The organism is Streptomyces sp. A 4/2, assembly GCF_940670765.1.
GTDB lineage: Bacteria > Actinomycetota > Actinomycetes > Streptomycetales > Streptomycetaceae > Streptomyces.
Genome location: NZ_CALNVW010000019.1, coordinates 434080 through 460629, shown reverse-complemented (window position 1 = coordinate 460629; position 26550 = coordinate 434080). Strand labels below are relative to the sequence as shown.

Below are 26550 nucleotides of genomic sequence, written 5' to 3'. Positions count from 1 at the left end.
GCCGGAGGTGGGCACGGCCCGAAGGAATTCGGTGCCGGGCGCGGCCGGATCGACGCCCCCGGCTACCTGCCCGCCATGTTCCGCACCTACGCGACGACACCCGCCCGCCCCCAGGGCGACAGCGCGGCAAGGCCACAGCCCGGCAGGGGGTTCAACGTTCTCGCAAGGGAGCGATGCGTGAGCGGACGGTGAAGTACGAGCCCTCACGAGCAGGACCGCGCCGGTCCTGGACGGTCCACCCGGTGCACCGTGGTCGACGAGGCGCGAGCAGGAGTTGTGGGCCTGGCATGTCAGAGGCGGCCAGTAGCCTCAGGCGCCATGGGAATTCAGATCAATGCAGTGGTGGACTACCCGGTCAACGACGAGGTGGAGAGGGTGCTCGGGTTGGCCGAGGCGGTCGGCGAGCCCGTCGCTGTCACGTTCATATGGGAGGGGGGTGAAGAGGCGGAACGCGCGGTGCTGGTGCCCGCAGCCACCCTGGCGCTCTGGGAGCACTGGGCCCCCACCGCCTACCCGATGCGTGGCGCCGGGGACAGGAACCGGGCCGGAGCGGAGGAGCCGGAGCTGGCCCACCCAGCGGAATACGGCGCGTTCACGCTCTTCCGCCGTCGCGTAGGAGGGCGCACAGCGGTTGCTCGCCAAGGCGTGGTGGTCGCCGAGCTCCTGGACCCCGGCGAGGCGCACTGGCTCCAGGAGAAGGCCCGCGATGTCCGTCAAGGCTTCATGGATCCGAAGCAGAAGGCGGCGTTCGAGGTGTTCCTTGCCCGGCAGGCACCCCTGGATGAGCAGTGACGCGCCGACTCATGCTGCGTGGCTTGTCATTGATCTTCGGAGTCGGTCCGGTTCGTATGGTGAGGTGACGCTCAATCACGCCAACAGGGCGCGTTCGGGGAGGAGTTCGATGCCTGCGCGGCCGACCATCTGGGCGGTTGAGCACATTGATACGGCTGGCATGGCCTTCCATGATGCCGGAGTTCCAGGGCAGGGTCGGGCCCGCGACAACGGCGTCACGGTCGCGTTCGAGGCGTTGGACGAACCGGCTGAGGCCGGGCAGGTCGGTAGCGGTTCCGTTCCGTCGCACGTGGCCGTCACATCAAGGGCAATTCCCTTGCGTCAGACGGCCTCCCGGGGAAACGAAGGAGCTGCCCCGAACAGGCGGGCCTCCACCTGCTGGAGGCCGAAGCGTACGGCGCCGAGCGCGACGGACTCGTCGCCGAGGTTCGAGGCTTCGATGTCCGGTGGGAACAGGCACAGGTCGACCAGGTGCCGGCGGACCGGTTCGATGATGGCGTCGCCGGCCAGGGAGATGCCGCCGCCGACGACGACCAGCGTCGGGTCGATGGTCATCGACATGACAGCGACCCCGGTGGCCATGTCGCGGGCGAAGCGGTCGACGAATTCGCGGGCCAGGGTGTTGCCCTCGCGCAGGTCGGTGAAGACCCGCAGCGTCGCGTCGATCGTCGTGCTGTCGGGGGCGTAGGACAGCAGTCGGCGGTAGCTGTTCGCCCAGTCCAGGAGGCCGAGGGTGCCGATCTCCCCGGCCGCGCCCCGGTGGCCGCGATAGGGCTTGCCGTCGATCAGGACAGCCGCACCCAGGCGGTGGCCGGCGTGGATGTACACGAGGTCGGGGACGCCGACCGCGACGCCCCGCCACTGTTCGGCGAGAGCGGCCAGGCGCATGTCGTTCTCGGCTCGGATCGGGCCGTCGACCCTGCCGGGCCCCAGGACCCGGGCGAGTTCGTCCACCAGGTTCAGCCCCGTCAACTCCGGCAGCGGGTTGGACAGGACGACCCGGCCCTCGGCGTCGATGACCCCGGGGGAGGCGATCACGGCGGCGAGCAACGGGCTGCGGCCGGGGGCGCGTTCGGCGGCCAGGCACGCGGTGACGGCGTCGCCCATCGCCGCCAGTCGCTCGGCGGCGGGGAGGGCTGGATCGACGTCGGTACGCCGGACCGCGGTCACGGTGCCTCGCAGGTCCGCCACCGTCGCGAGGATCTTGTGGGCGCCGACGTCCACACCCAGGACCCGGCCCGCGTCGGCGTTGAACTCGTACCGCTTGGCCGGCCGTCCCGGCTGGCGCGCGGCGGTCGGGTCCGGTGGCGCCGTCTCGGCGGCCCAGCCCTGGGCCACCAGCTCGGCCACCCCCTCCTCGCAGGTCGGCCGGGACAGGCCGGTGGACCGGGCGAGTTCGGTGACCGTCCGGGCTCCCTGCTCGTGCACCTGGTGGAGCATCGTCGCCAAGTTCCGCCTGCGCAGCGCGGACGGGCCCCCGCCCGTGATTTGCATCTGGCCCATCGCTCGATTCGGGGTTCGGGAGTCGGGGTGAGAGTCGGAGTCGGAGTCGGAGTGGGATTCGCAGTGGGAGTGGGATTCGGAGGTGATCGTTCTGGTTCCCCTCTTGACAGCCGGTCGAAGCGGGGCACTATCTTCTCCAAATGTTAAAGAAGTCTTGTTATCTAATCAAGGACGGAGGGGAGGCCGGGTCCTGAGAGGCGTCCGCCGGTCCCCGACTGCTCCGGCGGGTCACGTGAGGCACCCGTTGCGATGCGCTCCGGGAGGAGAGGGGTCGGGTTCACGAGAGCGACGGGTGTGTCGTCCCACCGGTGCCACCGCACCACCGCGTCATCGCGTCATCGCACCACCACCGTGAAGTGCACATCCTCGTCCGTGGAAGGACGCATCACGCATGAACCTGAAACGAATGAACCCGAGACGGAAACTCACCGCACGTCTGACCGCCACGATCGCGGTCACCGGCATGCTGACCGCCGGACCGGTAGCGATAGGTGCGGAGAGCGCGTCGGCCGCGACCGGATCGAACCATTCCGGCGATGTCCTGGTGAACGCCGGGTACTTGCGCGTGGGAATGGACGACACCGGAGCGGTCACGAGTCTGGTCGACTCCCGCAACGGCCGGAACTACCTGGTGGCAGGGCACGGTACGGCTCCCCTGGTCAGTCTGGTGGTCGGCGGGAAGCAGGTGAGGCCGACCTCGCTGAAGCGGGCCGGTGACAAGCTGGTGTTCAGGAACTCCGCCGCCGGAACCGAGATCGATGTGGCGGTGCTCGACCGGACGACGTACACGACGCTCACCGTCACCAAGGTCAAGGCGCCGCAAGGCGCCGATGTGCAGACCCTGTTGTGGGGCCCGTTGGCCACCACGCTCACCGACACGCTCGGGGAGTCGGCCGGCGTCGCCGGCAACAGCGGCTTCACGGCGGGGATGAAGGTCCTCAACGACCGCACCGAGGGCGGCTGGCCCCGCGAGGACACCAGCATGGGCTGGGAGAGCGAGGTGTCGAACAACCCCTCCGATCTGCAGGTGGCGCCGCTGGAGCAGTGGAGCACCGGCGGCCACACCTCCTGGGGCAACCTGCTGCGCGCCTTCACCTTCGACTACACCAAGCAGCGCCTGCGAATGAACGATTCCGGCTACCGGATCCCGGTCGGGCCGCTGCCCAGCGGCGGCGGAATCGTCGGGTCGGAGGTCGCGCTGTACGGCACCACGCCGGATCTCGCGCCGACCGTGCTGTCGACGATCGCCAAGGGCCAGAACCTGCCGTACCCGACGATCGACGGGCAGTGGCAGAAGACGGCGCAGGCGACCTCCAAGTCCATCCTCGTCCTGTCGGACCTCAACACCGGCAACGTCGATGCGGCCGACAAGTTCGCCAAGGCCGCAGGCATCGACACGGTCTACTCGCTGCCCGGGGCCGACGGTCCCTGGCAGTCGGCCGGGCACTACCAGTTCAATTCCAGCTTCGGCAGCAACGACGCCGCCGCGACCGGTCTGGTGAAGACGTCCAGCTCCAACGGGGTCGCGGTCGGCGCCCACACCCTGTCGAACTTCATCGACACGAACGACTCCTACGTCAGCCCCACCGCCAGCCCCGATCTCGCACTCGGGCAGAGCACCACGCTGACCCGGCCGCTGGCAGCCGGCGACACCTCGCTCTCCCTGGCGAGCTGCGCCCCGCTGGCCGCCGGACTGCAGGGCAGCCGACTGCTGATCGGCAAGGAGTTCCTGACCTACACCGGTTCCAGCACGGTCGACGGCGAGTGCCAGGTGACCGGACTGGCCCGCGGGCAGTGGTCGTCGGCGGCGGCCTCCCACGCCGCCGGTGACACCGTTGCCCGGGTGCAGATGAACGGCTACGGCGGTGCCTACGGCAACCTGAACATCATCAACTCCGTCGCCACCCGCTTCGCCGACATCTGGAACACCACCGGCATCACCGCGACCTCGTTCGACGGGCTGGAGTCCGCCTCGGACGCCGGCTGGGGCCAGTACGGCATGGCTCGCATGGTGAACGGGGCGTACGCGCAGCTGAAGGCCAAGGACGGCTTCATCTCCGAGACCAGCCGGATGGGTTCGAACATCTGGGACGGGCTGTCCCGGGCGAGCTGGGGCGAGGTCGGCTCGACCAGCATGAGCCAGGTACTCATCAACAACGCCTACTACCAGGCCAATTACCTGCCCGGGATGCTCGGCTGGATCGCGCTGCCGGGAAACACCGGTCTGCCGAACGTCGAGGACACGCTCGCGCGGGGCGCCGGTCTGAACGCCGGTGCCGGGTTCGAGACCTCCGTGTCCAGCCTGACCGGTGGCGGGCAGAACACGTCGGCGCTGCTGGACTCCGTCAAGCAGTGGGAGACGGCCCGTAACCTCGGCGCGTTCACCGACGGACAGCGCGCGCAGTTCCGCGACCAGTCCACGCACTGGCACCTGAGCGTCATCACGCCCGGCTCGTCCTGGTCGCTTCAGCAGCGCGACGCCTCCGGCAAGGACATCGGCGCGCCGCGGACGGTCACCGTCCCGAAGCCGGGCTTCCGGGACACCGGCCTGCCAGGCATGACGGCCGGAAAGCTGTACGAGGCACGGCCTGCCGCGAACGTCCCCTCGATCATCCGCTACCGCGTCACCGCGGGCGCCCTGCCCGCCGGTCTGCGGCTCAACGCCGACACCGGGGGCATCACGGGTATCCCGGCCACCGGCGCCACCTCCACGTTCACCCTCACCGGCACCGGCGCTCCCGGGACGCCGGACGCACGGCAGACCTTCACCATCCACAAGGGGAACCCGAAGCCCACCACCGGGACGCTGAGCCTGACATCGGCGTTCGACAACGTGGGAATCACCTCGCAGACCGATGTCACGCCCGGCAACTTCGACGGAGCCGGCAACAGCTTCTCCGCCGAACAGCTCGCCGCGGCCGACGTCACCCCCGGCTCCACCGTGACGGTGAAGGGCACGGCGTTCGCCTGGCCGAAGGCTGCCGCGGGCACGCCCGACAATGTCGTCGGCAGTTCTGCGGTGATCCAGGGCTCCGGCCGGGGCGGCAGCACGCTCGCCTTCCTCGGGTCCGAGGCCGGTGACGTGACCGACCACGTCACGGTCGCCTACACCGACGGCACCACCAGCACCGCGTCCGTCGGGTTCCCGAACTGGGCGGACTCCAGCCCGACCGAGTTCGGCTCCACGCTGGCCGTCTCCACCCAGGGACGCAACACACCCGGCGGATACGCCAACACCAGTGGCGCCTACCGGGTGTTCCGCAACGAGATCCCCCTCGACTCCGGGAAAACCATCGCGACCGTCGAGCTCCCGGCCAGTCCGAAGATCCACGTCTTCGCGCTGACCGTGGCGTAGGGGCGTAGGGGCGTAAGGGCGTAGAAACCCAGGAACACAGGAGCAACAGAAACAACAGGAACAACAGGAACGCAGAACTGTCCGGCCGGCCGGGTCCGGTCCGTGCCGGGCCTTCGGGCCCCGGTCGTTCGGGCCTCCGGGCCCGGCACGGACCGGCCGGACAGGTTCCGGCCGGCTTCCGGACGGGATTCCACAGCTTTCGTCATCCACCCGATGAACACGTCGTCCTCCAGGAGACAGCCCCATGGACACGTACAGGGATACATACAGGGACACCTACCGACAGAGGCGATGGGCGAGCGGCGGGGATCGTTTCGTCGCGATCACCGCTGTTCTGGCCATGCTCATGGCCGCCGCGGCGGTCCTGCTGGCCCCGGCCCGAGCGGACGCAGCCACAGCCGCAGCTACAACCGCAACCGCCATACCGGACACCTCGATCGCGGTAAACGGTCAGGACACCGGCCGGACCTTCGACGGGATCGGCGCGATCAGCGGCGGCGGCGGCAACAGCCGACTGCTGACCGACTACCCGCCCGCGCAGCGCGACGCCGTCCTCGACTACCTCTTCAAGCCCGGCTACGGCGCGAACCTGCAGATGCTGAAGCTGGAGACCGGCGGGGACGGGAACACCACGTCCGGCGCGGAGCAGACCATCGAAGAGACCCGCGGGGTGATCAACTGCAAGGTGGGGTACGAGTTCTGGCTCGCCCACCAGGCGGTGAAGCGCAACCCCCACCTCACGCTCAGCGGGCTGACCTGGTCGGCGCCGGGCTGGGTCGGTTCGAGCATGTACTCGCAGAACGGCATCCAGTTCCTGCTCGACTGGCTGGGCTGCGCCAAGGAACAGGGTCTCACCATCTCCTACCTGGGCGGCTGGAACGAGCGCGGCGGCTGGACCACGGCCTGGTGGAAGGACCTGCGGGCCGCTCTGGACGAGCACGGGTTCGGAGCCGTCAAGCTGGTGGCCGCCGATCAGGTGGACTCGTTCTCCGAGGTCGGTGGCTCCATGGCCCAGGACGCGGAGTTCGCCAAGGCCGTCTCCGTCATCGGCGAGCACTACCCCTGCGGGTGGAACGGCCCCACGCCGGTCTCCGATTACCCGAACGTGGAGACGGACTGCCGTACCTCGGCGGACACCCAGGCGCTGAAGACACCGTTGTGGGCCAGCGAGCAGGGCTCGATGCAGTACAGCGCCGGCGGCCTGCCGATGGCGCGCGCCAACAACATCGACTACGTCGACGGCCGGATGACCGCGAGCGTCAACTGGCCCGTCGTCGCCTCGGCCTACTCGGACGTGGCCTACGCCGACCAGGGCCTCGTCCTGGCCAACGAACCCTGGTCGGGCCGGTACGACGTCGGGATGTCGACCTGGGTGACCGCGCACACGACGCAGTTCGCGCAGCCGGGATGGCAGTACCTGGACGGCGGGAGCGGCTATCTGGGAGGCGAGACCTCCGACCAGGTCGGCAGTTATGTGACCCTCAAGTCGCCCGACCACCAGAACTGGAGTTCCGTCGTCGAGACGACCCGGGCCACCGGTCCGCAGAAGGTCTCGCTCACGGTCAGCGGCGGCCTGTCCACCCGGCCCGTGCACGTCTGGAGCACCGACCTGGTGTCCGGTGACCGTTCGCAGTGGTTCGTACAGGACCGGACGCTGGTGCCCGACGCGCACGGCACGGTCACGATGACCCTGAAGCCCGACTCCATCTACTCGTTCACCACCACGACCGGGCAGCACAAGGGGAACGCCGCCTCGCCTTCGAGCAAGCCGCTCCCGCTGCCGTACGCCGACTCGTTCGACAAGGGCGCCCAGGGCCAGCAGGCCCGCTTCCTGGCCAACATGGAGGGCGCGTTCAGCGTCCAGCCGTGCGCGGGCCGTCACGGCAAGTGCGTCCAACTCGACACCCCGGTACGGCCGTTGGAGTGGGGCAGCCACGAGTCGTTCTACCCGTACACGACGGGCGGCGGCAAAGCCTGGAGCAACTACCAGGTGTCCGCCGACGTACGGAACGCCAAGCCGGGCTCCGTCGGGATCCTGGGCCGCCAGAGCAACCTCGGCGCCCAGACCGGCGACCCGTCGAAGGTGAACTCCTACTCGCTCACCCTCAGCGACGCCGGTGCCTGGTCGATCAACCTGGCGAACGGCTCCGGGAACATCCCGAAGTCCCTCGCCGGTGGAACCCTGCCCTCGGCCGCCGGGCTGAACACCTGGCACAACCTGGCGCTCACCTTCGACGGATCGCTGATCATCGCGTCGGTCGACGGCACCAGGGTCGGCTCGGTCACCGACACCACCCTGTCCGCGGGCAAGGTCGGCCTCGTCGCCGACGGCTACTCGGGCGGCGACCAGTACGACAACCTCAAGGTCAGCACCCTGACCGACCTTGCCGTCCCGGTGTCACTGCCGGAAGGCGCGCACGCCCCCGGAGTGGTGACGAACATCGGTTACGACACCACGGGCAGCGCGACGAACCAGTGGCAGTACAGCGGCACCTGGCAGTCCGGCAGCGGAAACACCTGGAACAACACCACCGGTGACCACGCGGAGCTGGCCTTCCAGGGGGACAACGTCACCCTTCAGTCCCTGACCTACAGCAACCAGGGCATCGTGGACGTATCGCTGGACGGTGGCACCCCCACCGCGGTCGACCTCTACCGCGACAGCGGCAGCCCGACGCCGACCTCGGTGTTCACCCGCACCGGTCTCGACCCGGACAAGCAGCACACGCTGACGGTGACCGTCACCGGCACGAAGAACCCCGCGTCCCAAGGCACCTGGGCCTCCATCGCCGGAGCCCTGGTGAGCAGGCCCGGCAAGCCGGCCCCGACACCGACGGTCACCAGGCCGGCGGACCGGGCCACGGTCCACCCCGGCCAGGTGCGGATCGAGGGCACCGCCACCGCGGGCGAACTGATCACCGTCTCGCTGTCCGGCGCACCGGCCTGCGTGAACCTCCCCACCGACCGGAACGGCAACTGGCACTGCGACACGCACGTCCGGTCCGGCCGGACGGTACTCACCGCGGTCGGCACCGATCCGGTGACCGGCCTGCTGTCGGAGGCCACCGCCCCGGTTCATCTCACCGTCTCGTAGCGGGCTGAACGAAGGCCGCGCCGGTTCCGGGCCGAAAGCCTGGAACCGGCGCGTTTACGTCATCAGACCGGTGAAACGCGACTCCAGCAGTCGAACACGACGGCTTCGGGGTGGTGCAAGCCGTCCGCAGTGACGTCGAAGACCTGCAGAGCCCGCAGGGCCCGGACTGCCTCTCCAGCGGTCAGTCCCATACCGGAGATCCCGGTCTCCACCGCGGCTTCGAGGTCCTCCGAAGCCAGCCCCTCCTCCGGCATGAGTTCCAGAATCACCGCAAACGCCGACCACAGCAGCGTTTGCGGCACAAGGCCTACCTGGCTCAAGAACTCGCTCGCGCCCTCGTCACTCTCCAGCCGCTCACTGACCACTCGCAACGCGGCACTCTCGAGACGCCTGCGAGCCATCTCCTCGGCGAGGCGATCCACAAGAAGCGGCCAGCCGCCCGTGGTTGTCCCCAGACGTTCAAGCGCGGCTTCCGAGGTGAAGGCACCCTGGTCCAGGGCCCATGTGCGCAGCCCGTGCCGTGTGAAGCGCCTGAGGGGAACGACGTCGGCCTCACGTGCACCCTCGCCCGACAGCAGGGTCGTCCACAAGGACATCTGTCCCAGTCCGGCCACGACCACGGCAGAGCGGGTGACGCCCGGGCCTTCGGGAAGCCTGGTCACAGCGAGGTCCGGCGATTCCAGGCAGGATTGTTCGCCGGGCGACTTGACGGTCAGATCGGAGACGACGAGCCGACTCGTTCCTGCCTCGCCGCTCACCAGCTCCCGTTCGAAGTCGGCTCTCCTGTTGACGTGGGGCATTTTCCAGCCCGTACTCTCCGCGATCTCACGCAGCGCCGAGCTGACCCGATTGATCCCGGTGGCGGGAGAACCGATCACCACACGTGCCAGGTTGCGGCGCCCCTTCTCGGTGCCCGAGACCTGTCGGCCGGGCAGGATGTCCGCGATCTGCGCGGCGGTGAGCGGGCAGTGGGAGTGCGAGTCGCGTGACTGGTGCCGCGTCTCCATAGCTGTCAGCCGCTCGGTCAGCTCTCTGCTGGAGGTGTTCTGCAACTGGGCATCCACCTCCTCCAGCGTGCCGATCATGCTCAGAGCATTGGCGCTTCGCAGATGCCAGCCCCGCTGGTCAGGGTCCGGTGCGAGCACGCCGAGCCCTTCCATCTCGGTGAGATAGGCGCGGAACTGGTCGGGATCCAGGTCCCGGAAGCCCTCGGCCCACCAGTAGGTGCACTCGTCGCGCAGCTCCGCGTGGGTCATCCTGGCGTCGATGCCGTGATGGTGCGCATGGTGTGCGACCACATTGGCGATCATGTTGTAACGCGAGTCGAGCCTCAGCGTGTCGTGAAACGCGGCGGTGATGCTCCTTCGAAGATTCCGGTCCGACTGGACCCGTTCCACATCCGCCCGGGCAATGGAATACAGCGGCCCGGAACTCTCTTCCGTCCTCCGTCCGTGCATCACCTGCACGAGCCGGTGCGCAAACATCTGCAGGAGGAACGGTTGGTACGAGCAGTGCCCGAGGATCCGGTGCACCAGGGACGGCTCGGAGAACCGGTAGCCCAGGGCTGCCAGCGGCTTGAGAAGCAGATTGGCTGCGTCCTGCGGCTGAAGCGGGCCGATGACAGTCGGATGCTGGGAAAGGTGGCTGAACGGATTGTTCACCGCGAGTGTGGCGTAACGCTGTACCGAGTGCAGACCCGCGAAAACGATCTTCACCCCGTCATTCGTCTCCGCACTGAGGTCACGCAGACGCCTGGTCTCGGTGAATCTCGGCGAATCCGATTCGAAGAAGCCGTCGGCCTCGTCGAGCATGATGAGCATCCGCCGGCTGGTGTCCGCCTTCAGCCAAGCCCGGATGCCGGTCAGTACGTTGTCGTACGTCAGTGTCGTGTCGGCTCGGACCCTCTTGGGCAAGGGCAGAGCGTCTTCCTCCAGCAGCCGACGCCCGATGATGTTCCACACGGTGGACGGCTGGGCGCTCGTACCGTTGTACGTGGAGTCGAGGCTCAGCGCGAGGCTGATGTGCGACATCGGAGCCTGCGCGGTGAACTTCCTGCCCGCCTCCTTGAGGAGGGCGGACTTGCCCAGACCCCGACCGCCGAACACCACCTGGTTACCGGCGGGGTTCTGTACGGATCCCAGTTCTTCGAGGCGGCCGAAGAACATCTCCTCCGCCACCCGCCCGCGCTTCTCGCTGACGTACGGATTGACCGCCGAGAACGGCAGCAGTACGCGCATCGCGGGATCGAGCAGCTGATTCCCCCGCGCGGCAAGATAGGCCAGCGCGGCATCGTCGAGTACGAGCATCGGGCGTCTGCCGACGCTCAGCACCGCCAACGCCGTCCGGTCCTCCGCGGAGAGTGTGCCGAAATAGGCCACCAACAGGCTGTCCTGGCTGGGGTCCTGCTGTACTCGGGCCATCAGGGCCCCGGCTGTCGGCTGCCCCCATGCCAGCATCACCCGGAGCCTGCCCCGCAGGCCCGAGCCGAACGCCGGCACGAGCGCCTCGCCCGTGTACCGCACCTCGTTCACATCGAGGAATCGGTGCTCCGCGGTGGTGCTTCGCTGTCGGTCCCGCTGCGGCTTGCGCAGGCTGCGGTAGCCGATGAGGTGCAGCGCCGGCATGAGCAGGTTCTCCTCGCTCAGTCCCTCCAGGCGTCGCGAGCCTCGACGGGACGCCATCTCGCGCCATCCGGAGAGGCCTTGGGCAGCCTGCTCCGTGAACTCCGCCGACATGGTGGAGAAGTCGAGGACGTCGAGATCCCGGAAGCGCCGACGGTCCCGCACCGCCTGTACGAATTCCTCGGTGATTCCGTTGGGCAGGGCTTCGGGCACTGCGGGAAAGAACGCATCGAGCGGATGGCTCGCCTGACGGGTGTCGGGGATGCTCTCGCCGTTGGAGAGATGCGAGATGAGCTCCTCGGCGGTCAGCAGATCCCCGTCGTCCAGCAGGGGGGTGACCCGGGCCACGTTCTCGGGCTTGAGATCGGGAATCTCCACGAGACGGGCCCGCAGTTTGGCAGTGGCCGTCGCGTGGGCCCGTTCGAGTTCCTCGGACATCCCGTTCAGCCGCCGCCGTGCGAGGGCGAGATCGGCTGTCGTAGTCAGTGCACAGGCTTGGAGCCGGTGCTCGAAATCGCGCTCCTCCTCCTCCCTGAAAACACCGTTGACCCGTGTCCGACGCAGTGTGTCCTCAAGGATTCTCCGCTTGTCTTCGAGCTCCGCCACGGTGCGCTTGGCCATCTGAGACACCGTCATATGAAGTCTTGCGGGGATCAGTTCACCTCCGCCACCAGGACCGGGCAGGTGTCCACGCTCGGAGAGTTCAAACAAGTGGGTGGTGATGTCGAAGCGCTCAGCCACCGCATGGCCGTGGACGGCCTCCCCCCACGTCGTGTCCGCCGCGACAGCGATGTCCTCGATGGTCAGCCGCGGCGGGACGATCTGGCCGGTCGCGTCGTCCACGCGGACGTCTGTCAGCTTCAGCAGGTCCGCGCCCAGGACGATTTCAGCGGGTGGTTCCGCCGGATGAAGACGGGCATCACCTGCGAGTAGCTGGAAAGTCAGGTGCAGGGATTCCACCGCGGCCTTCATGGCCATCGCAGCGTACTGATCCTGAGCGAAGTCCTGCTCTTCGAGATCGCCGAGCACGCTGTCCTGCAGCGCCAGAACGTTGACCCGCATCTCCTGAACCTGGTCCACACTCCAGTTGGCCGCACCTGCGTTGAGTGCGCGGGCGGCGGCAACCCAGTTCTCGACCGTCCGAAGCCGGTCGTTCATGAGCCGCAGCAGACTCTGCCGTACGGGACCCTCCAGACGGCTTCTGCTGGACTTCATCAGACGGCGGTCGATCTCGTCGAGTTCGGCCTGGAGGTTGGAGTCGACACTCAACTCCCGTACGCGCTCCGCGACCTTGTCGACAGCAGTTCTGTCGTCCGCCGCGGCGCTGCTGAGCAGGACACCGATGAGTCCTGCCGGGGCGAGCCAGAGCCGGGTGATCTCGGTGGCACGGTTGAACCGAAGCCTGGGGATGTGATCGAGACCCTGCCTGCACTCCTCGCGGGCCTCCTGCATGGTCTTCTCCAACTCGGCTGCGCCCCGGGCCAGGGCCAGCGGCGGCGAATGGAGAAGCATCGACTGCAGGGCGCGCTTGGAAACCTCACCCGCGATGGACACGAGACTCGGCGGCAACGCGGAGGCGACCTGCTCCAGCGGAGCACTGGCCTCGGGGTCCCCTGTGACCAGGACGATGCGGAGCAACGCTGCGGTGACGAGGGCCGCATCGGGCTTGCTGTCGACGAGCTCCTCGACGGCCGTCTCAAGAAGTTCCGCCCGGACCCGGGACGCACACTCGCCACTGGCCGACCGCATCGCGTGGGCGTACGCGGAAATCCGCAGAGCGGAGACACGGAAACCCGGCTCGCCGTTCTGGTGGGCAAGTGCCGCAGCCGCTCCGTAGCGTTGTGCCTCGATCAACGGGGCGAGCAATGCTGTCGAGGGCGTGCCGAGGGAGAAGACGTCCCGCGTCGGTACTTCTTCGACCGGTGCGACGTCAACGGTCCGGCTGCCGACAACCCCTGCGTTCGGCGCGGCTTCGGCCTCGCCGGAGGGCTGAGGCGGAATCGGCGCAGTTCTGAAGGCACTTGGCTGCACAGGCCGCTCCGGCTGCGGGGCGTCGACGGACGCCGCGGCCGGTGCGGTGGCATGTACAGCCGGGCCCGCAGGCATCGGTACCACCATGGTCCTGCCCATGACGGGCGTCGACGCCCCGTGGTGAACGGCCGGCGGATCTGCGGGGACGACGGCCACTGGCGTTTCCGGACTTGCCGAATCCCTCTCGTACTCGGAATCTTCCGTGACGCCGTACGGTGCCAGAGCGAGCCCGGCGTGCTGCGCAGCCAGCATCACCAGGCCCGGAGCCGGCGCCTTGGCCGACATCTTCCTGAGCAGTTCCAACATCTCCGCAGGCCTGTCATGGCTGCCCTGCGCCAGGTCCACCATGGTGAGGAGTATGTCGAGCGCTTCGGCATCAGCCCGGTCCTGGTCGCCCCAGACCTCCCGCGAACGCAGCGCCTGCGCGCGACCCTGTGCCTCGGTCAGTGTTTCCACCGGCAGGGTGGTGTCCGGTGTCCTGACCAGACGGTCCACTCGTTCCAGGGAGACCCGGAGCTGTCCGATGTCCAGCATCGTGATCACAGCGGTCGTTCGTTCCCGCAGGCTCAGCAGATCCGTGCGGATTGGCGCTTCTCCGTGCCTGCGGAGCCGAGCCAGCGTCTCGTCGAAGGCGGCCGTGAGCTCGATCAGCCGAGCCATGTCCGCATCATCGGGTCTGGCCTGCTCGGAAACGGCTTTGGCGATCCTCCGCACCGGCTCGACCGCTTCTCCGAGCGCCTGTTCGACGCGGTCGAGTCCTGCGGTGAGTGTCTCGGCTCCCGGTGCCACCTCCTGCTCCTGCTCCTGCTCCTGCTCCTGCTGGTCGGCCACAACTACCGCTGGTGGTACGGCCGATCGGCCTTCCGCTTCCATGGGTGCAGGCTCCAGCTCGCAGGCCTCCCCCGGGCTCGGAAGGAGCTCCACCAGTCGCTCGGTCGCTTCTCGTACGACGGCAATCGCCTCCGGTGGGAACGTGTCGGTCGTCCACGGCTGGTCCAACGCCCACAGCCACAGCGGCGCGTCCTCGGTACTGACCTGCAACAAGGACCACACGGCGAGCCGGAGCAGCGCCGGGCTCCACCGTCGGGTGAGGGAATCCGACGAGACTCCGGCCATCAGCAGGTCGTTCAAGAGGGGCTGGGTGAGGTGAGCGGACGCGTGACGTGCCTTCGACGAGTCCGGATCTCGCTTCATCCGGGCCAGAACGTCGCGGCACAGAGCGGGGCTGACCCGTGTCCCCACCACAGGGATCCGCAGGGCACCCAGCAGGTGGCGGCGCCACTGGACCGGCATCGAATTGAGGGCGTGTTCCACATCCGCCTGCTCAAGCAGTCGTACAGCCGAGCCGACCGGCGAGGGCACCAGATTGAGCGCCTCCGACTGTGCGTTCAGTGCATCGGTGAGGGCGGGTTCCAAAGTGGCCGTCGATGCTTCGGCCACGGTGAAGGGTGTCTCTGATTCTTCACACAGCGGCGCACTCCGGCGACGAGGTGACGTCACACAATCTCCTGCAAGTAGGCGGTGCCGATGCTTCTACACCTGCGCTGGGACACGTACGTCTCGGTGCGAGCGGGTGGACCGTCGAGACCGCATCTCAGGAACCCCGTTGGTGCGGACGCACATAGGTGTAGCCGGGAGGCAGCTCAGGTGTTCCCGCCAGCCCGAAAGCCCGGAAGTCCTGTCGGAACAAGCGTCGTTGTTCTTCGCTCGCTTCGTACCCCAAATGGCCGATAAAGCGAAGAAAACCAGGAACATGATGAACATTGACCGAGCGGCCCTGGCCGGACGGCTCATCCGGACCTGCCCCACGCGGCCTCTCCTCCACCACCAGTGGGCTGTAGCAGACCAGTTCCAGTGCCGACTCACCTGGCTTCGACGGATAGTGGGGAAGGCCGTCGACACTGCGACTGCCACGAAGAGCCGTGAGACGGCCGGCGGCAAGGAGCCGTCCGAGGGCAGACTCCACACGCGGCGGCCCGGGGTGCACCAGTACATCCGTCATGACGAGTCGTACAGCGGAGTGCAACCGGTCGCGGGCGAGCAGTGCACGACCGTAGACGTCGAGCAGGCCGAGTCGTCGAACAGCGGTCATGACAAGCAACTCGACCTCGGTGCCGCTGCCGGTCAAGTGCGGGTGTACTCCCCCCGCTCCGTCACGCGTATACACCCGCTTGTCGTAACGGTGCCCGACCGGCTGCCCGTCGATGGTCTGTGGACGAGGCAGCCGTACGGTTCGGACCTGTATTTCCCGGCTGCCGCGGCACCACGTCAGAGAGAGCAGGATCCCGGGGAAGAACCCGGGCGGCCACAGCACCTCCGCGAGCCCGCACTCGCTGTCGAACCGGGCGTTCTGGTCAGACAAGGAGGACGGCAGTATGTGCCCGTCATGTCTCACCGAGATCTGCACGAACTCGTCCGGCACACCCGCGGCCGTCCCGGGGCGTGTGAGACCGGCCAGGACGTCTTCCGGAAGGGGCAGGAATCCTTCCGACACGTGCCGAGCCCGTAGGGGCTGCGTCCACTCGATCCGGTCCGGCCTGTCGGCCGTACGGACTGGCTCTCCGAGCCGCCGGTCGTCGGGCCAGCCTCCCTCACCAGCAGCAGGCTCCGCACTCCCCGCGCTCGCGTCGGCCGGTGAGCCCGAACCCCCGGGCTGTGGAGTCGGCGGAACAGGCGGTTGGCTCTCGGCCCAGCCACGCCCAGCCGGATCGTACGGTGACACCGCGGGCGTCGCAGCCGGGCCTCCCTCTGCCGCGTACTCGGAACGCCACACCCCGCCGCCCTGCCAGCAGTCGTCCAGGGACAGCCGGACGCCGTTGGGGAGAAGTCCCGTCTCCTCGTCCGCCTCCCCGCGGAGGAGATCGGCCAACAGGACGTTGGCCTGGCTGATGGCAAGCGGATAGGCCGTGGTCCTGAGGAGTCCCGAAGCCCCGGGCAACGTGCGCAGGACCGGGCCGAGAGCGGTGTAGACGGTCTTCTTGCGGTGGTCCGAACGACGGCGTCCGATCGGCGCTGCCGACCGGACAACAGACTGGGCAAGTGCTTCCAGAGCATCCCGCCCCACCGGCCCCGGATCCGCAAGCCGGGCGGCCATGGAGACACGGGTGAATGCATAGTCACCCCAGATCCGCACCTCGGGCAGCGACGCCAGCGTCTGACGGATCACGCTCATGAGCCTGATCAGAGCGGCTTCCAGATCCTCCGAGGAGCTGTCGGGAGACAGCATCAACCTCAGCGGCATCGGCGCCAGAGAGCTGTTCAGTTGCTCCCGGCCTCGGGTCATCAAGTAGCGGGCGTAGTAGGAAGCGTCATCGAGATCGCCCTCGGATCCGGCGTACCGGGCGTCGACGACCAAGTGACCGTACGCGTCGAGCGTGCCGCGGCGGCTGAGCCTGTTGAGTCGTTCAGCCGTCGTGGCAAGACCCTGTCCGAATGCGGCCGTATCGAAGACGAGGCGCTCGCGCAGGCTCGGAGTCTCCGTCACCGCCCGCACGCCGGGCCCTCGGGCGCCGGATGGAGCCCCCGACAACCACCCCGGGGTATGTCCCCCGTTGTCGAGGTCCGGGTGAGCTCCTTCCTTGTAGACCACCTCGGCCGGCAGCAGGTCACCCCCCGTGCGCACATTGATCATGGCGCCAACCGGTAGTGCCTCCACCTGGTCGCCGAGAGCGACGGACGGAAAGTCTCCGATGTCCAGCGGCCCTCCGACGTACCCGCCTGCTTCCGTATCGAACCCGAAATAGAGAGCGTTGAAGGCCACCGCGGTATGCACAGGCGCGGCTCGGTGCGCGACGAGCTCCCTCAGATAGCGCCGCAGCGGTGCCGCGCCCGGAGGAGCGCCCGAGCCGGGCTGGATCATCTCGGGAGAGATCAGGGGCGGATCCAGGTAGGGCCGCCAAACTCTGGAGGAAGTGCCGCTGTCACTGATTAATCGCATATGTTGTCCATGTTCACGTGACACCGCTGGAAAGTGAAGGGCCGGACCGGCTCGCAACGCGGGATCCGGCCACCGTGGCCGACTCCGCGTTCACCGCACGCCGACGCGGTGGTCCTGGAGCACGGTGGCAAGTGGACGAGCGAGGCGAGGATTGCCGACGGGAGTCGCCTCATCACTGCTGGTTATGGGGCCAGGACTGGCACATGAATGCCAAGTCTCTGGTGGGGGAGGGCCTGTAGAGCATGAGTCGTCGCTCCAGTGGGTTGGTCGGTATCTGGGCCGAGGCGCAACGTCAACAGCAACGTCAGCGGGAGGCTCAGGCCAGATATCAGCGCGATCAGGAACGGCAGCAGCGTGCCCACCAGCGAGAACTGACACTCAGTCATCGTGAGCAGCGGGTGGCGTACCGGCAGCAGCGGGAGGCGGACGCCAGGCGGCGGACGGAGGAACTCGACGCGCGGGTCGACTCGTTGCAGGGTCTGCTGGTGGCGGGATGCCGGGCTCCGGCGTTCAGAGCCGGCGCCCTTGCCCGGCCCGAGCAGATCGAGACCTTTTCCCCGGGCCCGCTCGCTCATCCCATCCGGATGCCTGATCCGAACCAGTACCAGTCGCAGGGCGGCTGGACGGCGTCCCAGCGGACCCAGGCGCAGGCGGAAGCGCGGTCCCGGTTCGAGCGTGACTGGCAGGCTGCCCAGGCTGCGGAGGTACAGCGTCAGCAGCAGTTGGCCGCCTACCAACTTCAGTACCAGCAATGGGCCGATGCCCAGCTGGCGGAAATTCGTCGGCACAACGCCGGCATCTCCGAGATGACGGCGGGACTTCGCAACGCTGATTCCGAGGCCGCTGTGGAGTACTTCTCCGCTGCCCTCTACGCCTCGACCGCATGGCCGGAGGATCTGCCGCGTCAGGTGTCCGCCGCATACGACTCCGGTGCACGCCAGTTGGTACTGAACTGGGAACTGCCCCGGTATGACGTCGTCCCGGAGATGAAGTCGGTGCGCTACATGCCTACCGCCGATCAGGAGAAAGAGACCCCTCGCCCGGTGACACAGCGTCGTGCGCTGTACCGGGATGTGCTCGCGCAGTGTCTTCTGCTGGTTCTGCATGATCTCTTCGCGGCAGATGAGTTCGGCGCCCTGGAATCCATTGCGCTGAACGGCTTCGTCGACGCCCACGATCCGGCGACCGGCAGACGGGGTCACATGTTCCTGGCCACGGTCATGGCGGCACGTTCGACCTTCGCCGAACTGCATCTGGAGCAGGTGAACGCTGTCGATTGCCTGGTGGACGGGTTACGGGGCCAGCTGTCACCGCGGCCTGACCAGGGCGCGACGGTGCGGCCCGGCCGGGTTCCCGAAGACATCGGCAACGACGTCGTCACGCACGGAGGGGACGAAGAGCCGGATCTGTACGAGATGGACCCCATCGCCTTCGAGTCCCTGGTCGCGGAACTGTTCCGGGCCATGGGGATGCAGGCGGTGACGACCCAGCGCTCCAACGACGGCGGCGTGGACGTCGATGCGCTGGACCCGACCCCGATTCGTGGCGGCAAGATCGTCGTGCAGGTCAAGCGCTACCGCAACACCGTGCCCCCGACAGCTGTCCGCGACCTGTACGGCACCGTGCAGGACGCCGGTGCCAACAAGGGCGTCCTGGTCACGACGTCCGGATTCGGCCCCGGCTCGCACACATTCGCCAATGGCAAGCCCCTGGAACTGGTCTCGGGCCCGGAATTGGTCGACCTGCTCCACCGGCACGGACTGGGCGGACGACTGGGCAGCGGTGACCGCACCGTACCGGCCCCACGGACAGCGCCGGACAACGGCACCGGCACGAGCACGGACGACCACAACATGTTGGGCATGTACTGGTCGGGCAGCGTCGCCCTGGACGTGTGCGCGCTCGTCTGCCACGGCAGTCAGGTCTTGGACGACCACCACTTCGTCTTCTTCAACAACCCCCAGACACCCGACGGCGCGGTCCGCGCGCTCCCTCCCGCCCTTCCGGACAGGGCTGCCATCCGAGTGTCCTTCGACGCACTGCCCGAACGAGCCGACCGCCTCGTCATCGTTGCCGCAGTCGATCCTGAGGCAAATCCCACGGCTGACCTGTCCGGGTTCACCCTGGCCGGTATCCGGCTGCTGGACTCCGCGGGAACCCAACTGGACCGGCTGGAGGTCTCCGACGGCCGTCCGGATGAAACCGCCCTGGTGCTCGGCTCCTTCCGCCGCCGCTCCAGCGGGGACTGGGACTTCGTCCTCGGCGGCAAGGGATACCGGGGCGGGCTGGAGGAACTGGTCCAGGAGTACGGCATCGACGTGTCCTAGCAGACCATCGCAGCTGATGTTTTGGGCAGCGGTGGCGGAGTTCGATGCGTGCGTCGTGGGTGGTGAAGTGCCAGTGACCCGCCCGATGGTGGAGTGATCCGGATCAGGGATGTCCCCGACCGGCGCGACGTGCTTCTCCAGCAACCGCAGCGAACACCGCAAGCGATCACCTGCCGCTACCTCAGCCGCCCGGACCGCTCGCGCTGCTCGCCGCCGGGAGCACATCGCCCCCGGGGACCGCGCCGCCCGCCGGAAGCGTGTCCTTCAGCTCGTCCGGGCACGGGGTGCCGCGCGGCAGCTGGTAGGGGGAAGCCAGGTGGTAGACCCCCGGCTTCGGCGCGAGCAGCTCCGTCCATTCGTCGCCGTCCGCGTCCTTGTCCGTCTTCACCAGACAGCCGTTGACGTTGGAGAAGACCTTCGGCTCCCCGTCCGCCCGGCCCTTGGAAGCCTCGGTCTCCTGCGGCGGCTCGACGCTCTTGCCGTGCTCGTCCACCAGCCCCAGCCACGGCGAGTACGGAATCCGGATCAGCACCCGGCCCGCCTTCTTCACCCGGAGCGTCAACTCGCCCTCCGCCGCCCGCTCCACCGTCCCCGGCGGGTCGGCCATCGGAGTGGGCCGGTCGACCGCGAACAGCTGCCAGTTCTCGTCGCCCCAGAGCCGCTTCAGATACGGCAGCCCGTCCTGGACCAGCTTCTCCTCCTGGCCCGCCCCGGTGGAGTCCGGCTGGCCCATCGGCAGCACCACGTACCGCACCGCCCAGCGGCTCAGCCAGGCGCGGTAGCTGGCAGAGTCCAGGGTGTCGTCGTAGAAGAGCGGGTTGCGCTGCATGTCGGCCTGACGGTTCCAGCCGCGGGCCAGGTTGACGTACGGGGAGAGCGCCGACGCCTCACGGTGGCTGCTGGCCGGGACCACCTCGACCCGGCCCTTCTCCGCGCCCAGCTTCTGGAGTTCGTTGACCAGCGGGGCGAGTTCGCGGCTCCAGGAAGCGGCGGGCGCGGTGCGCACCACGTCGTCGACGCCCTTGAAGCCGATCCACACGTTGAGGCCGATGAACGCGATCACCACCGCGTACCACTTGCGGGAGCGCGGCACCGTGTACGGCAGCGCCGCCAGCAGCACCACCCCGGCGAAGACCATCGGGAGGCGCGAGATGTTCGAGCCGATCTGCGAGTCGATCAGCCACGTCAGGACGACGCCCACCGAGTAGACGGCCGCGCCCGTACGGACGGTCCGCCACTTCTTCGGGACCAGCAGGAGGACGAGGATCCCGTACAGGAGGGGCAGTGAGACCGTGCCCACCGACATCGGCTGGGTGCCGGAGAACGGGAACAGCCAGGCGGAGAGCGCGACCACGGCGACCGGGGCGAGCCCCAGGGCGTACGCGCCGGGGCGCCGTTTGTTGAGGAAGAGGGCGGTGGCCACCACGCCCAGGAACAGACCGGCCACCGGGCTGCTCGCCGTCGCGAGCCCGGCGAGCGGGGCGGCGACCGCGGCCTTCGCCCAGCGCTTCGTCCGCCAGCGGTGCGGCCAGCAGAACACCGCCGCCACCGCGCCCAGCCCGAACATCGTGCCGAGCCCGAACGTCACCCGCCCCGACAGGGCGTTGCAGAGCAGCGCGAAGTCGGCGGCGAGCCCGCACAGCAGCGGATTGCGGACCGCGCGGAGGCGGACCAGGATCAGCGTGGTCAGCGCGGCCGAGACCGTACCGGCGATCATCATCGTGGACCGGACGCCGAGCACCGACATCAGGTACGGGGAGACGACGCTGTACGAGACGGGGTGCATCCCGCCGTACCAGGCGAGGTTGTACGCGGACGCCGGGTGCCGGCCGACGAACTCCGCCCAGGCGTCCTGCGCCGCGATGTCGCCGCCGCTGTTGGCGAAGAAGAAGAACCAGAGGATGTGCGTGACCGCCGCCACGGCGGTCACCGTGACGACCGGGTGGCGGGTCAGCCAGGACCACGGCATGCGGCCGGAAGGGCGCGATCCGGGCGGCGACTCGCCCCATGAGGGCAGGCGTATCCGGCCCCCGGCGCGGGGGCTGCTCCCGTCTTCTTCACGTGTCGGTTCTGCAGTGGTCACCAAGGCTCGCTCTCCTGCGAAGGAGGACGCAGTCCCCGCGCCCAGAGTTGCCCAGCGACGCTAACACGTACGAAATGGGACGCCCCCTCCGGATATGGGATACCCCCGCCGGTTGTGAACCCCGGCGGGGGTATCTCCTTGCATCCCGTTCGCTCGGCCCGGCGGGCGGCTGCGGCCCGGCCCGGCTCTCGCTCGGCCGGCCCTCAGCCCAGACGGGTCAGCTTGGCGCCGAACCCGGGCTCGGCGAGGTCCTTCTGGAGGGCGACGGGGGCGGCCACCTGGCCGGTGCCGGAACCGACCGTCACCTGGCCGACCACCGTGCCCGCCTTCGCGGAGTGCGGTACGGCCTTGCCGCCGTCGCCGATCTCGAGGTCGACCTTCAGGCCCGGCCAGCCGACCGCCTTCAGGTCCTTGGTGGCGACGACGGGGGTCTTCCCGCCGAGCCCGTCGTCGACGTACCCGACGACGTCACCCTTCTTCACGACCGTGGCCGAGGTGACGGTCTTCTGGGAGTGCTGGATCAGCTTGAGACCGTTGGCCTTCGCCAGGTCGAGACTGTCGTTCACGACCTTCGTGGGGCTCTGCTGCCCCATCACCACACCGAGGATCCGGCGCGTCTTGCCGTCGACGACCGTGTCGGCGGCCCACAGCAGGTTGCCGCCCGCCGGGGTGGACGAACCGGTCTTGATGCCGCTCACTCCCGGGTTCAGCAGCAGGGTGTTGTTGTTGTAGATCGTCGTGTCGATGCCGGGGACCTTGACCTGGGGCAGATTGACGATCTCGGCGAAGACGTCGTTCTTCATGACCGCGGCGGCCAGCTTGAGCTGGTCGGACGCGGTGCTCTGGGTCGTACGGTTCAGGCCGCTCGGGTCGGTGTACGTGGTGTGCGTCATCCCGAGGTCCTTGGCCGCGGCGTTCATCTTCTTGACGAAGTCCGCCGAGGGACCGTCCCAGCGGGAGAACAGCCGGGCCGCGTTGTTGCCCGAGGGGACCAGCAGCAGTTCGAGCATCTGGCGCTCGGTGAAGTGCTGCCCCTCCTTGATCGGCGCGGTCGACTCGTCGGGCGAATTGGCCTCGTCGCCCGCCTGCTTGTCGACCGTGATCTCCGGGCCCTGCTGCTTTCCGCTGAGCGGGTGGTCCTTGAGGACCACGTACGCCGTCATCACCTTGGCCATGCTCGCGATGGGTGCGGGCGTCTGCGTCCCGTCCGTACCCATGCTGCCGACGCCGTCGACCGTGACGGCCGACTGGCCCTGGCCGGGCCACGGCATGGAGAGCTTGCCGCCGGAGAAGGTGTACGTCGGCTCCGCGGAGAGCCCGAGGGTCGGCGTCGGCAGCGGCCGTACGGCCTGCGCAACCGCAAAGATGATCAGGAGCAGTACGACCAGCGGTGTCCAGATCTTGAACCGGCGCACGACGGTGCGTACCGGGGTCTGCCGCGGGGGCGGCGTGTTGGTCAGCTCGGCCAGCAGATCGAGCGGCGGCTTGGGCGGCATCGGCTGCTGCCGGGTCGGCTCGACGATGTCCGCGGGCGCGGCCTCCGCGGTGCCGGTGCCACCAGCGGCCCAGGTCGGAACGGTGAGCGTGGCGGCGGGCGCCTCGCTCGGAGGTCCGGCCGGCGCGGGGACCGGTGCGGGCTTCTTCTTCCGCTCACCGGGTACGTCGTCGGGGCGCAGCGGCACGAAGGTGCTGCGCTTCAGGGTGGTGGTGGGCCGGTCGACCACGGGGCGCGTGGGCACACGGAAGACGCCGGTGGGCTGGTCGACGGGGTTTGCTTGCGTGACGTCGGAGGAGTCCTCGGCGTCGTCGGTGTCGCCGTCGCCAGCGTCGTCGGTGTCGTCGGCAGCCGGCTTCTTCGCGTCGGTGTCGCCAGCGGTCGCCTTCGCGTCCGCTTCAGGGGCGTCGGCTTCAGGGAGGTCCGCTTCAGGGGCGTCGTCGGCATCCGACTCGGCCTTGACCTTGGCCTTTGCCTTGGCATCCGGCTTCGCGCCGTCACCCTCGGTGTCGTCGGAGTCGTCGGCCCCGCCGTCGTCCGCGTCCGTGTCGGACTTCGCGTCCGCCTCCGGCTTCGCCTTACCGGCATCGGCGGTGGAGTCCGCCTCGGGGCCGACCCCGGACTCGGGCTCGGGCTCGGACTCGGCATCCGCTTCGGCGGTGTCCGCCTTCGCGTCGGCGGCCTCCGGCTCCTCCGCGTCGTCCGCACGCGCCTCATCGTTCGACGCCTCGCCCTTCGGCGCGTCGGCCACCGCATCCCCGTCGTCACCCGAACCGTCCGAGCTGTCCACGCCGTCCGAGTCGTCCACGTCATCCGCGTCGCCGGAAGCGTCCGTACGGGCCTCCGCGCTCTCGGAGGCGCCCGAGGAAGCGACGTCCGCGGGCGCGGCGGCTGAGGCGCCCTGAGCGCCCTCCTCCGCCGGTTCGCTACCTTCGCGCCCCTCGCGCTCCCCTGCGGGCTCCGCGCCGCCGTCAGCAGCCGCAGAGGCATCCGCGTCGCCGTCCTCCCCCGACGGCTCCGACGGCTCCGCGTCCGGGGAAGACGGCCCGTCCGCCTTCGCCACCCACGCGGCGACCGCCGCGCGCAGCCGTGCGTCACCCGACTGCGAGCCGGACACCGCACTCGCTTCGGGTTCCGATGCGTCGCGGAAGACCGCAAGCCTCGGATCGCTGGTATCCGGAGTCGTCACCCCCGACGACTTCCGCTGCTCCGACTTGTCGGGGGACTCGCCCGCCACCGATGCCTCCTGCGATACGCCGCGCGGGAAATCCCGCCTGTCCGAACCATCTACCAGTGTCCTGTGTGGGCGCTTAACCGCTGCACTGGACGAGAACGACATACGTCTTGATTGACGCACAAAACACCCAGGCGCTCTCGACAGACCAATGTGAGAGGGGTCACCCTGTCACTCATCCACGCGGGGAGGCATGGATGGGCAGGAGCCGCAGAACGATTCCGGAAGAGCTTCTACTGCTCGCTCTGGACCCGACCACGGGTACCACAGCGCAGCCGCAGTCGCTCGACCTCGGCCTGGCCGGGGCCCAGCTAGTAGAGCTGGCTCTGGCAGGACGGATAGCCCCGGACGGGGATCGTATCGCCGTGGTGATGGCACGGCCGACAGGAGATCCGACACTGGACTCCGCACTGGAACTGCTGCGCAGGCGTGGCAGCCCGGTTCGGGCAGTCCACTGGATCGGCGGGCCCCGGCTGGGGCTCCGCCAGATTTATCTCGCTCATCTGGAGCGGTGCGGCATGGTGCATGCCGTGGCGGGCCAGATGTGCGGAGTGCTGCCGACGACTCGCTACCAGGCGACGGAGACAGCCATCAGCCGGGACATCCGCGCCCGGTTGGACAGTGCGATCCGCACCGGCGTACCGCCGGACCCGCGGACCGCGGCGCTCGCCGCGCTCGCTCACGCAGTGGGGCTCGGCAAGCACCTCTACCCCGGCAACGAGGGGCGTTCATCGCGCTCCCGCCTCCGGGACCTGATCAGACACGACCCCATGGGCGGTCTCGTGGCGCACGCCGTGATGGACGTCCAGAACGGAGCGGTCGCACAGCCGCGCCGGACAGCACCGGCACCGGGTAACGCCGCGCCGATGCAGTCGCACCACGGGCCGATGGCCCGCGTGGCGGCGCACTGAGCGCAACCGCACACCGCATCACCGCACACGCGTCACACGAGCGACCCGCACCACCGGAGCGCCCGGTCCACCCGGGCGCCGGCACCACCAGCACCACGCGAACCGCCGCACCGACGTCCCCACAGACCCGGTTCGGGAGCCGCAACACGAGCGCGCGGGGCCGACACGTCGTCGGCCCCGCGCGCTCACTCTCTGGCCATTTCCCAGCGCAGCGCGTTGCATTGGTGGCAATCTGCTGAGCAGTAAGACCTACCGCGCCCCCTCAAGGTGGGTCTGTGTACGTCAAAAGCCGGAGGTGCTGTTCCCGTGGCGTCCAACGTCAATCCCACAGTCAGGCGACGCCGACTCGGCCAGGAGCTCCGCAAACTGCGTGAGCAGAAGAACATGACGGCCGAGCAGGTCGCCGAGCGTCTGCTGGTCTCCCAGTCGAAGATCAGCCGCCTGGAGAACGGCCGCCGTTCCATCAGCCAGCGCGATGTCCGCGACCTCTGCGGGGTGTACGAGGTCGAGGACCTCCGGATCGTCGACTCGCTGATGCAGATGGCCAAGGACTCCCGCCAGCAGGGCTGGTGGCACGCCTTCGGCGACATCCCGTACAGCGTCTACATCGGCCTGGAGACGGACGCCGCCTCGATCCGCGTGTACGAGTCGCAGGTCCTGCCGGGGCTGTTGCAGACCAGCCGGTACGCGGAGGCGCTGATCACCGGCGCCATGCCGGAGACCTCGACGACCGACATCGAGAAGCGCGTGCAGGTCCGCCTGCGCCGTCAGGACCGGCTCCGGGCCGCCGATTCCCCACTGCGGCTGTGGGCGGTGCTCGACGAGGCGACCCTGCGCCGCCTCGTGGGAGACCGCCAGGCGATGATCGAGCAGCTGGAATCCCTCATCGAATGGTCGCAACTCCCGCATGTCACCCTGCAGGTGCTGCCGTTCGCGGTGGGCGCGCATCCGGGAGTGACCGGGCAGTACGCCATTCTTGAGTTCCCCGACGCCGGCGATTCGAGCGTGGTCTACATCGAGGGCGTCACCAGCGATCTGTATCTGGAGAAATCGCCGGATGTGCAGCGGTACAGCGTCATGTACGAGCACTTGCGGGCGCAGGCCCTGAACGCCGACCAGACCCGTGAGTTCATCTCGAAGGTCGCGAAGGAATTCGCTCTCTGACAC

11 protein-coding genes are annotated in these 26550 nt (G+C 68.6%); 6 read left to right on the top strand and 5 right to left on the bottom strand.

Features of this window, described 5'->3' with window-relative positions; all coding sequences use genetic code 11:
- Positions 1-318: 318 nt before the first annotated feature.
- Positions 319-792: a hypothetical protein gene (locus tag NBY69_RS14755; protein ID WP_250301332.1), complete on the top strand. Its 474-nt coding sequence runs from the start codon at positions 319-321 to the stop codon at positions 790-792.
- A 321-nt stretch (positions 793-1113) separates the two neighbouring features.
- Here NBY69_RS14755 and NBY69_RS14750 read toward each other — a convergent pair whose 3' ends face one another.
- Positions 1114-2295, bottom strand: a complete 1182-nt coding sequence (locus NBY69_RS14750) for an ROK family transcriptional regulator (protein WP_250301331.1) — start codon at positions 2293-2295, stop codon at positions 1114-1116.
- Between the two features lie 391 nt (positions 2296-2686).
- Between NBY69_RS14750 and NBY69_RS14745 the strand changes: the two genes are divergently transcribed.
- The gene (locus NBY69_RS14745) at positions 2687-5650 is read left to right on the top strand and encodes a putative Ig domain-containing protein (protein WP_250301330.1); all 2964 of its coding nucleotides are present in this window, start codon (positions 2687-2689) and stop codon (positions 5648-5650) included.
- A 244-nt stretch (positions 5651-5894) separates the two neighbouring features.
- Entirely contained in the window at positions 5895-8744 is a 2850-nt protein-coding gene (locus NBY69_RS14740; protein ID WP_250301329.1) for a galactosylceramidase, read from the top strand.
- 62 nt (positions 8745-8806) lie between these two features.
- On the opposite strand, the gene NBY69_RS14735 is transcribed toward NBY69_RS14740, so the two are convergent.
- Positions 8807-14836, bottom strand: coding sequence for a hypothetical protein (locus tag NBY69_RS14735; protein ID WP_250301328.1), 6030 nt, complete (start codon positions 14834-14836; stop codon positions 8807-8809).
- A 154-nt stretch (positions 14837-14990) separates the two neighbouring features.
- On the bottom strand, positions 14991-17255 hold the full coding sequence (locus tag NBY69_RS14730) for a hypothetical protein (protein WP_250301327.1): 2265 nt from the start codon (positions 17253-17255) through the stop codon (positions 14991-14993).
- A gap of 320 nt (positions 17256-17575) precedes the next feature.
- On the opposite strand from NBY69_RS14730, the gene NBY69_RS14725 reads away from it, so the two are divergent.
- Positions 17576-19660 (top strand): restriction endonuclease, encoded by a 2085-nt coding sequence (locus tag NBY69_RS14725; RefSeq protein ID WP_250301326.1) that lies wholly within the window; start codon positions 17576-17578, stop codon positions 19658-19660.
- A gap of 181 nt (positions 19661-19841) precedes the next feature.
- Here NBY69_RS14725 and NBY69_RS14720 read toward each other — a convergent pair whose 3' ends face one another.
- Both NBY69_RS14720 and NBY69_RS14715 read right to left on the bottom strand, forming a co-directional pair.
- On the bottom strand, positions 19842-21743 hold the full coding sequence (locus tag NBY69_RS14720) for an MFS transporter (protein ID WP_374211272.1): 1902 nt from the start codon (positions 21741-21743) through the stop codon (positions 19842-19844).
- A gap of 203 nt (positions 21744-21946) precedes the next feature.
- A complete protein-coding gene (locus NBY69_RS14715) occupies positions 21947-24475 on the bottom strand; it encodes a serine hydrolase (RefSeq protein ID WP_250301325.1) in 2529 nt (842 codons plus the stop codon).
- A 194-nt stretch (positions 24476-24669) separates the two neighbouring features.
- Between NBY69_RS14715 and NBY69_RS14710 the strand changes: the two genes are divergently transcribed.
- Both NBY69_RS14710 and NBY69_RS14705 read left to right on the top strand, forming a co-directional pair.
- Positions 24670-25383, top strand: a complete 714-nt coding sequence (locus NBY69_RS14710) for a GPP34 family phosphoprotein (protein ID WP_250301324.1) — start codon at positions 24670-24672, stop codon at positions 25381-25383.
- Positions 25384-25689: 306 nt separating this feature from the next.
- On the top strand, positions 25690-26547 hold the full coding sequence (locus NBY69_RS14705; protein ID WP_250301323.1) for a helix-turn-helix transcriptional regulator: 858 nt from the start codon (positions 25690-25692) through the stop codon (positions 26545-26547).
- Positions 26548-26550 lie beyond the last annotated feature (3 nt).

Coding starts and splice junctions, on each gene's coding strand:
- NBY69_RS14755 (WP_250301332.1), top strand. CDS start 319: ATGGGAATTCAGATCAATGCAGTGGTGGACTACCCGGTCAACGACGAG.
- NBY69_RS14750 (WP_250301331.1), bottom strand. CDS start 2,295: ATGGGCCAGATGCAAATCACGGGCGGGGGCCCGTCCGCGCTGCGCAGG.
- NBY69_RS14745 (WP_250301330.1), top strand. CDS start 2,687: ATGAACCTGAAACGAATGAACCCGAGACGGAAACTCACCGCACGTCTG.
- NBY69_RS14740 (WP_250301329.1), top strand. CDS start 5,895: ATGGACACGTACAGGGATACATACAGGGACACCTACCGACAGAGGCGA.
- NBY69_RS14730 (WP_250301327.1), bottom strand. CDS start 17,255: ATGATCCAGCCCGGCTCGGGCGCTCCTCCGGGCGCGGCACCGCTGCGG.
- NBY69_RS14725 (WP_250301326.1), top strand. CDS start 17,576: ATGAGTCGTCGCTCCAGTGGGTTGGTCGGTATCTGGGCCGAGGCGCAA.
- NBY69_RS14710 (WP_250301324.1), top strand. CDS start 24,670: ATGGGCAGGAGCCGCAGAACGATTCCGGAAGAGCTTCTACTGCTCGCT.